This is a genomic window from Enterococcus sp. RTP21361st1_A6_RTP21361_211029 (assembly GCF_040910045.1).
Classification (GTDB): Bacteria; Bacillota; Bacilli; order Lactobacillales; family Enterococcaceae; genus Enterococcus_D; species Enterococcus_D gallinarum.
Window position 1 is genome coordinate 1 of record NZ_JBDGBK010000113.1, and the last position, 8,745, is coordinate 8,745.

An 8,745-nucleotide genomic window follows, 5' to 3' on the forward strand; every position below is an offset into this window, starting at 1 on the left:
GTTGTGGACATTCAGTTGCAGCTGCAGAACAATTAGGTTTTGCTGATAAATTCACTCACATCTCAACAGGTGGCGGTGCTAGTTTAGAACTTCTAGAAGGTAAAACTCTTCCTGGATTAGCAGCAATCAACGACAAATAATCAAGCAATGACGCGGCTGCGTTGCAATAAGCAGCCGTGACCCTTAAATAACAAAGGAGTGCCAGAAAAATGCGCAAACCAATTATTGCCGGAAACTGGAAAATGAATAAAACTGCGAAAGAAGCAAAAGAATTTGCTGAAGCAGTCAAAACAAAAATTCCTAGCAACGATAAAGTAGATTCTGTTATCGGAGCACCAGCGTTGTTCTTGGAAACATTAGTAACAGCTGCAGAAGGTACAGAATTAAAAATTGCTGCTCAAAACAGCTACTGGGAAAATGAAGGTGCCTTTACAGGAGAAACTTCACCAGCTGCTTTAGCTGACTTAGGTGTTGACTATGTAATCATCGGTCACTCAGAACGCCGTGAATATTTCCATGAAACTGACGAAGACATCAACAAAAAAGCGAAAGCAATTTTCGCAAATGGTATGATCCCAATCCTATGTTGTGGTGAATCTTTAGAAACTTACGAAGCTGGAAAAACAGCTGAATGGATCGAAGGACAAATCACTGCCGGTTTAGAAGGATTGACAGATGGCCAAGTCAGCAATCTAGTCATTGCTTACGAACCAATTTGGGCGATCGGTACAGGTAAATCAGCAGATGCACAAATTGCTGATGAAATCTGTGGTGTTGTACGTCAAACAGTTGAAAAATTATACGGTAAAGAAGTTTCTGATGCTGTACGTATCCAATACGGAGGTTCTGTAAAACCTGAAAATATTGCAGAATACATGGCAAAAGAAAATGTAGATGGAGCATTAGTTGGCGGCGCAAGCTTGCAAGCTGATTCATTCCTAGCATTGTTGGATGCAGTAAAATAATTTCATTCTCATGAAAATATTGTTTGCAGAAAACAGCTTTTTTCACTACAATTAAGATGTTCGCAAGGGAGATTCCCTTAAGATAAAACAAACTCAAAGGAGAGACAAAACATGTCAATTATTACTGATGTTTACGCACGCGAAGTCCTAGACTCACGTGGTAACCCAACTATCGAAGTAGAAGTCTACACAGAATCAGGTGCTTTCGGCCGTGGAATGGTTCCTTCAGGAGCTTCAACAGGTGAACACGAAGCAGTTGAATTACGTGATGGCGACAAAGCTCGTTATGGTGGTAAAGGTGTAACGAAAGCAGTTGACAATGTAAATAACGTCATTGCTGAAGCAATCATCGGCTACGATGTACGTGACCAAATGGCTATCGATAAAGCAATGATCGCTTTAGATGGAACTCCTAACAAAGGCAAATTAGGTGCTAACGCAATTCTTGGTGTTTCTATTGCCGTTGCTCGTGCAGCTGCTGATTATTTAGAAGTACCTTTATACCACTACTTAGGCGGATTCAATACAAAAGTATTGCCAACACCTATGATGAACATCATCAACGGCGGATCTCACTCAGATGCTCCGATCGCTTTCCAAGAATTCATGATCTTGCCTGTAGGCGCACCTACATTCAAAGAAGGTCTACGTTGGGGTGCTGAAGTATTCCATGCGTTGAAATCAATCTTATCTAAACGTGGTTTAGAAACATCAGTAGGTGACGAAGGTGGTTTCGCTCCTCGTTTTGAAGGAACTGAAGATGGTGTTGAAACAATCTTAGAAGCTATCAAAGCTGCTGGTTTAGAACCAGGTAAAGACGTTTACCTAGGATTTGACTGTGCTTCTTCTGAATTCTACGAAAATGGCGTGTACGACTACACGAAATTTGAAGGCGAAAACGGTGTGAAACGTACAGCTGCAGAACAAGTTGACTACTTGGAAGAGTTAGTTAACAAATACCCAATCATCACAATCGAAGATGGTATGGATGAAAACGACTGGGATGGTTGGAAACTATTGACTGAACGCCTAGGCGACAAAGTTCAATTAGTTGGTGACGACTTGTTTGTTACAAACACTGAAATCCTTGAAAAAGGAATCAAAAACGGTATCGGTAACTCAATCCTAATCAAAGTAAACCAAATCGGTACATTGACTGAAACATTCAATGCGATCGAAATGGCTAAAGAAGCTGGTTATACTGCCGTTGTTTCTCACCGTTCAGGTGAAACAGAAGATTCAACAATCTCTGATATCGCAGTTGCAACAAATGCTGGCCAAATCAAAACTGGTTCTCTTTCACGTACTGACCGTATTGCTAAATACAACCAATTACTACGTATCGAAGACCAACTTGGTGAAGTTGCTGAATACAAAGGCTTGCAAGCTTTTTACAACTTGAAAAACAAATAATCTTTCGATGATTACATTGCTCTGAAAGAGCAGCGGTTGATTTAACAACCGCTGTGATTTCAGAGCTTTTTTGCTGTCTGGATTAAGTGATTTGAATCAAGACTTATTTTTCTCATGGAACAGAGAGCAGTCTTTTCTTCTTTATTTTCTTTTTCTAAAAAAAGAAATTATAGTTCTGGTTTAGCGAAACTCTATAATAAAAGAAAAAATAAATTTAGGAGAAATACATGGCGTATGATTATCTAATCGTTGGTACAGGACTATTTGGCTCGGTTTTTGCTTATGAAGCAGCTAAACGGGGACACTCGGTGAAAATGTTGGAAAAACGAGCACATATTGGTGGCAACTGTTATACAGAAAAACAAGTCGGAATTGACATACATAAATATGGTGCGCATATCTTTCACACATCGAGCAAAAAAATTTGGGACTACGTCAATCAGTTTGCTGATTTTTATCCCTATATTCATGAACCTATTGCAAACTATAAAGGTGAGCTATATAATCTCCCCTTCAATATGAACACGTTTTACCAATTATGGGGAACCAAAAGACCAGATGAAGCTCGCATCAAACTAATGGCTCAAATTGAAAAGACAGGAATAAAAAGACCCCGAAATTTAGAAGAACAAGCTCTTTCTTTGGTGGGGACAGATATTTATCATAAGCTGATCAAAGGCTATACGGAAAAACAGTGGGGACGAGGATGTGCTCAGCTACCTTCTTTTATTATTAAAAGACTGCCAGTCCGGTATACATTTAACAACAATTATTTTACGGATACTTTTCAAGGAATTCCAAAATTGGGCTATACAGAAATGATTCAAAAAATGCTTTCAAATCCACTGATTGAAGTTTCTTTAGAAACTGATTTTTTTGCAGACCGTACGCGTCATGAAGCATCAACCAAGAAGATTGTTTATACTGGAATGATTGACCAATATTTTGATTATTGTTACGGGGAGTTGGCCTATCGTTCTTTACATTTTGAAACTGAAACATATGATACAGATAATTATCAAGGAACAGCAGTCATGAACTTTACAGACAGTCAAACGCCCTATACGCGAATCATTGAGCATAAACATTTTTGTCCAGTTGTGACAAAAAAACAGTTGTCACGAAAGAATTTCCAAAAACTTGGCGGAAGGGAGACATTCCTTACTACCCAATTAACGATCAAATCAATCATGCACTGTATCGCAAGTATGAAAAATTAGCGCATCAGCAAAAAAAATGTTTATTTGGTGGGCGTCTAGCAAACTATCGTTATTATGATATGGATGATACGATTGCAGCCGCTTTAAAACTAGTCAAACATGAATTTCAAGCAGAGTAACTTCTTTTATGGAAGAGGTTGCTCTTTTTTTGTCCCGATTCTGGGACAAAACGTAACTTTTTTACTAGTTATGAAATAATGAATTGTCCTATCTTTTTAAAAATAGGACTAGGGGAAGCTTATAAAAATAGTTTTATGAAAGGGGAGAAAAATAAACGTAATGAGTAAAAAGAATAATTATCGAAAGTTGCTACGCTCCAATAAGAGTGAACGCTACAAGATGTATAAAAGCGGAAAACATTGGGTCTATGCAACGATCACTTCTTTTACTGGCATTGCTGGATTGAGTATCACACCAATCGTGGCGCATGCTTCAGAAATCACACCGCCTTTAGATGCAAGTAAAGAAGCAAATGCCGAGAACGTCTTGGCAAATAAAACGAATGCCAAAATTCCTGCTTCATCGACGCAAGAAAGTGAGGCTACTTCACAATCTGAAAGCATGCGTCCATCGGAAAGTTTTTCTGAATCCGAAAGCAACACTCAGTCACAAAGTGCGACAGAGTCAACGAGTGTAACAGAATCACAGAGTAGGAGTGATTCAGAAACTGAAAACAATGCTACCAGTATCGAGGCATCTCAAAGTGTTTCTGAATCAATGAGTCTTTCGGAAGAGAAGAGCGGATCTGAATCAGAAAGTTTGAGTATCTCTGAAAGTGCCTCGATTTCTGAAAGCGGCTCATTGTCGTCAAGTGCCTCAGAATCGACAAGTCTATCGTTGTCACAATCGACAAGTGGCTCTCATTCAACTTCAGTAAGTCAAAAGAACCAACCAAAACAAACTGTTTCCGAAAAAAATAAAGTGGAGTCACAAAAAGCACAAGATCTCTTCGATCAATTAGTACCCAAGAAAGTACAAGCGTCGGTTGACACCACGACGAATGCATTAGAAATTGTTGTCAAAGATGGCAAATCACCAAGCACATCTTTGATTCGGGCAGCACAACAATATGCTAGTGCCAATAATTTGATTGCTAGTTTTGCCATCACCACCCAATCAGGGCAGATTGTTAAAATCAATGTTTCTGCGGATCCAGATATGGGCCGAGAAGAATTTGAGCAGGCAATCAACGATGGTAACAAAACCAATTCACCTTCTGGGGTGACGGTTGATGTTCCGGACCAAGTGAAAAATAAGGAATTATACAAGCAAACAGCTATTGCTAATGGCACTTATGCAGCAGTGAATGACTGGGCTACGCTGAAAGCAGCATATGGAAATGCTTCGATTACCTATATTGAGGTAACCGCTAATATTACGGCAGCTACCAATGTGGCTACCCGTGATTTAGGATGGCGGGCAACGAGTGTGATTATTGACGGTAATGGGTTTACAGTCAATATGGCAGGAGCAGCATTTAATGTAGGGACAAGTTCTACAGTTCGCGGTTCTATCTTTACGATCACAGATGTGAATTTGATTCATTGGCAATCAGGTACCAACTCAGGAGACAGTGGCACAGGTAATGCAGATGGAGTGATCGATTCACGATCAGCAACCGGAGGTTATGGGTACTGGTACTTCAATATCAATAATGTGACTCTCGAAGGCCGAGATGGTGTTAGCGGGACAGATACCGCTTATCAACCACGACGATTGCTGGATGCAGAGGACAGTCACGTTACTTTATCAGGTAAAGTCATCGCAAATGTCAAACAAGAATTGATGCAAATTGGTGAAGTAGCAATAGCTAACGGAGCCCATGTAGAGTTGAATCGGACAGCTGGTACTACCGGCTACTCCATGTTTTACTATATGGCAATCCGTGGCAATAATGCGAGTGATACAGGATTCAATCACACCTTTAAAGTGGGCGATGGCGCGACAATTATTGGAAACGAGCTAAGTACCTATAACAGCAACAACTATCCCCTTGTCTATTATGGATTTAACTCAATTACTGTCGGAGATGACGTAACTTGGAAACAAGACGGTTTCCAAATGCTACTCGATTTTTCTCGTTACTCGGGAAGTCAATCAAATGACCGAACCGCAACTTTTGGTCAAAATCTGCAAATGACGGCAACTCGTACAGTAGGTTCCAACTCGCTAAACGTCACGAATAGAGCGGTTGTTACATTTAATGCAGGAACGGTACTTGATCTGCAACAATGGAATGCCAACACTGTTGTGAACGTGGCTTCCGGTGCAACAGTTCGCTTTATTTCACCGCGGGCATTGCACTTAGCCCGTCTAACTTCTTCAGGAGCTGTTTCGGCAGGTCGATTGATTACCGGTTCGGGAACATTTGTCATGAATAATTCTCAGATCAGTACATGGCAAGGCAGCAGTAGCCAAACCGCTGCTCCAGAAGGCAACCGTAACTTAAAATTCGTGGAAATGACTATTTCAGGTTCGACAACAACTATTAAAGATACGGCTGGAAATGTTACTACATCTAACATTGTAGACACTTCTACCCGTGAATTAGCGACTGTTGCGATTGCGCCAGGAACCGTAACCGTAAATTATGTTGATCAGTACGGCAATATTATTAAAACTGTTGATATGCCAATTGATCCAGACGTTAATTACATTGGTGAGTATCTTGATTTGCAAACATTGGAGTATGCCAATGAGTTAATGCCTGAAAATTATATGTGGGCAATCGGTACCCAAGTTGCTAGTTCAGCTAAAAATGATGGTCAAAGCGGCGGAGATAGTACGACTAATGCCGATAATGGGGACAGCTATGGGCAAGCGACGGTTGCGATTGTTCCAATGGAGAACACAAATTATACTTATAATATTTATGTATATGGTGTTGCCAATCATTCGGTTCAGTACCAATATGTCGACGTTAAGACTGGTCAAGTAATCTCTTCTGAGTATATGAATGTTGGTACCGAAGCTTCCGGAACAGATAGAATTCCTGCAAACTACGGGAATGTTATCGATTGGACAAATAGTTACTATACTTCGACTAATTTGCCTCCAGGTTACTATTATGCAACAGGTGCCGTATTGAATGGCAATGTACAGCCTGGATCTACTACAGTTGGAACTGAAGCGAGTCTGACAACCATTTACGTTGCAGCAGACACACAAACTGTCAATGTAACTTTTGTTAATTCAGATGGCCGTCCATTACAAAACCAAGTTGGCACAGTTGCTATCAATGGGACGACTGGTCAAGAACTAAGCTATTCTGACTTAATCGCGGATTACCTAACTCAAGCTGGTTATTATGCAGATCAAACTGGAACATTTGTTTTTGATAGTACTAGTAATAATGGCAGTACAACAGACAGTGATCAACAATTTATTACGATCACTCTTTATCCATCCTATCAAGAAGTCGGTGTCGTTGGTAATAATCAACCTGAATCAGGTCCTGCTACAGGGGAAGCATTTGAGCAAATCCCAGGAACTGTCACTGTTGGAAAATATGGTACTTCCGGTTTTTCAAATGAAAGTTTCACTCTTGGGGTGACAGATGCAGATTTAGAGAGAAACGGGTATATCTATACGGTTACAGGACCAGATGGAGTAGTCTACAATACATTAGCGGAAGCTATGGCTGCCAATCAAACTTTTGATACTACCAGCAATGGAGCATCTCAAACGGATTCTTCGCCACAGATGTTTACGGTCAATTATGAACAAGACCCGGTATCATTGTCTACGTCCGAGTCTATTTCGGGAAGCGAATCATTATCAGAATCCATTGTTACTTCTACTTCTGAGTCAGAAAGTGTTTCTCTTTCTCAATCAATTTCAGAAAGTGACTCATTATCAGAATCGATCTCTGTTAGTGATTCAGAATCAATTTCTACATCAATTAGTGCGTCTGTTTCAGTATCAGATTCAGAGAGCAACTCAGTGTCATTGTCTATTTCAGAAAGTGAATCTGACATGAATGACTCGACTTCTGAATCATTGTCAACATCAATCTCTACTTCAACTTCTTTAAGTGATTCAGAATCGGTTTCGATTTCATTGAGTGACTCAGAGTCAACGTCTCTTTCTATCAGTGAATCTGTTTCGGTATCAGACTCAGAAAGTGGTTCGTTATCTACATCTATTTCAGAAAGCGAATCAATGTCTCTATCAATTTCTATTAGTGATTCAGAATCGTTGTCAGAATCCCTATCTGAAAGTATTTCAACATCTATTTCATTATCGGATAGTGATTCAATGTCAGAAAGCCTTTCGGCATCAGAATCGTTATCTATATCAGCTAGTGTATCAGAGTCTGATTCGGAAAGTGATAGTTCCAGCTTAAGTGCGTCTGTTTCTGGATCATTGAGCAACAGTACAAGTGATTCTGAAAGTTTATCTTTATCAGAGTCAGTATCAGTTTCACTCTCGGAATCACTAAGTGAATCCACGTCACTATCTCTGTCAGAAAGTGACTCAGTATCAGAAAGTATTTCAGCATCAGAATCATTATCTGTCGCTATCAGTGAATCGGATTCTTCTTCCCTCAGTGAAAGCATTAGTTTAAGTGAATCTATTTCTGATTCGTTGAGTGCAAGCATGAGTTTATCCGAAAGTTTATCGGAGTCAGAATCGATCTCAAATTCAATTAGTACGTCGATGTCATTGAGCATTAGCGATAGTAATAGTGAGTCTAGTAGTGAATCAGCCAGCTATAGCGGCAGTACGAGTGTAAGTAATAGCGATTCAACAAGTGAAAGTATTTCTGCAAGTAATTCACTATCAGTAAGTATCAGTGAGTCAACCAGTTTGAGCACATCAATCAGTGATTCATCCTCATTGAGTACAAGTATTTCTACCTCACTAAGTGCGAGCGAATCTGCAAGTTACAGCAGTAGTACGAGCGTAAGTAACAGTGATTCGACAAGTGTGAGTACGTCAGTTAGCGAATCAACATCTACAAGTATCAGTGACTCAATCAGTGCCAGCATATCAGCTAGTGATTCTTTATCGGTAAGTATTAGTGATTCAACGAGCTTGAGTACCTCACTTAGTGATTCATTGTCATTGTGATGTTAGGATGATTTCATGGACACGATTTGGTAGAATCTAACTACTAAGAAAAGGACGTGTCCGAAGATGGCAAA

At 39.9% G+C, this 8,745-nt stretch carries 4 protein-coding genes and 1 pseudogene; all 5 read left to right on the forward strand.

Going from position 1 to position 8,745, the window contains the following annotated elements:
* On the forward strand, positions 1 to 140 hold a 140-nt coding region (pgk, locus tag AB5Z52_RS14865; RefSeq protein ID WP_368266986.1), incomplete at its 5' end, for a phosphoglycerate kinase.
* A gap of 69 nt (positions 141 to 209) precedes the next feature.
* Positions 210 to 965: a triose-phosphate isomerase gene (gene tpiA / locus AB5Z52_RS14870; RefSeq protein ID WP_003127564.1), complete on the forward strand. Its 756-nt coding sequence runs from the start codon at positions 210 to 212 to the stop codon at positions 963 to 965.
* A 111-nt stretch (positions 966 to 1,076) separates the two neighbouring features.
* Positions 1,077 to 2,378 carry a surface-displayed alpha-enolase gene (eno, locus tag AB5Z52_RS14875; RefSeq protein WP_003127565.1) on the forward strand — a complete coding sequence of 434 codons (1,302 nt, stop codon included), beginning with the start codon at positions 1,077 to 1,079 and terminating at the stop codon, positions 2,376 to 2,378.
* Between the two features lie 227 nt (positions 2,379 to 2,605).
* Positions 2,606 to 3,717 (forward strand): annotated as a pseudogene (gene glf, locus AB5Z52_RS14880) (UDP-galactopyranose mutase).
* A 160-nt stretch (positions 3,718 to 3,877) separates the two neighbouring features.
* Positions 3,878 to 8,671 (forward strand): pectate lyase-like adhesive domain-containing protein, encoded by a 4,794-nt coding sequence (locus AB5Z52_RS14885; protein WP_288551610.1) that lies wholly within the window; start codon positions 3,878 to 3,880, stop codon positions 8,669 to 8,671.
* Positions 8,672 to 8,745 lie beyond the last annotated feature (74 nt).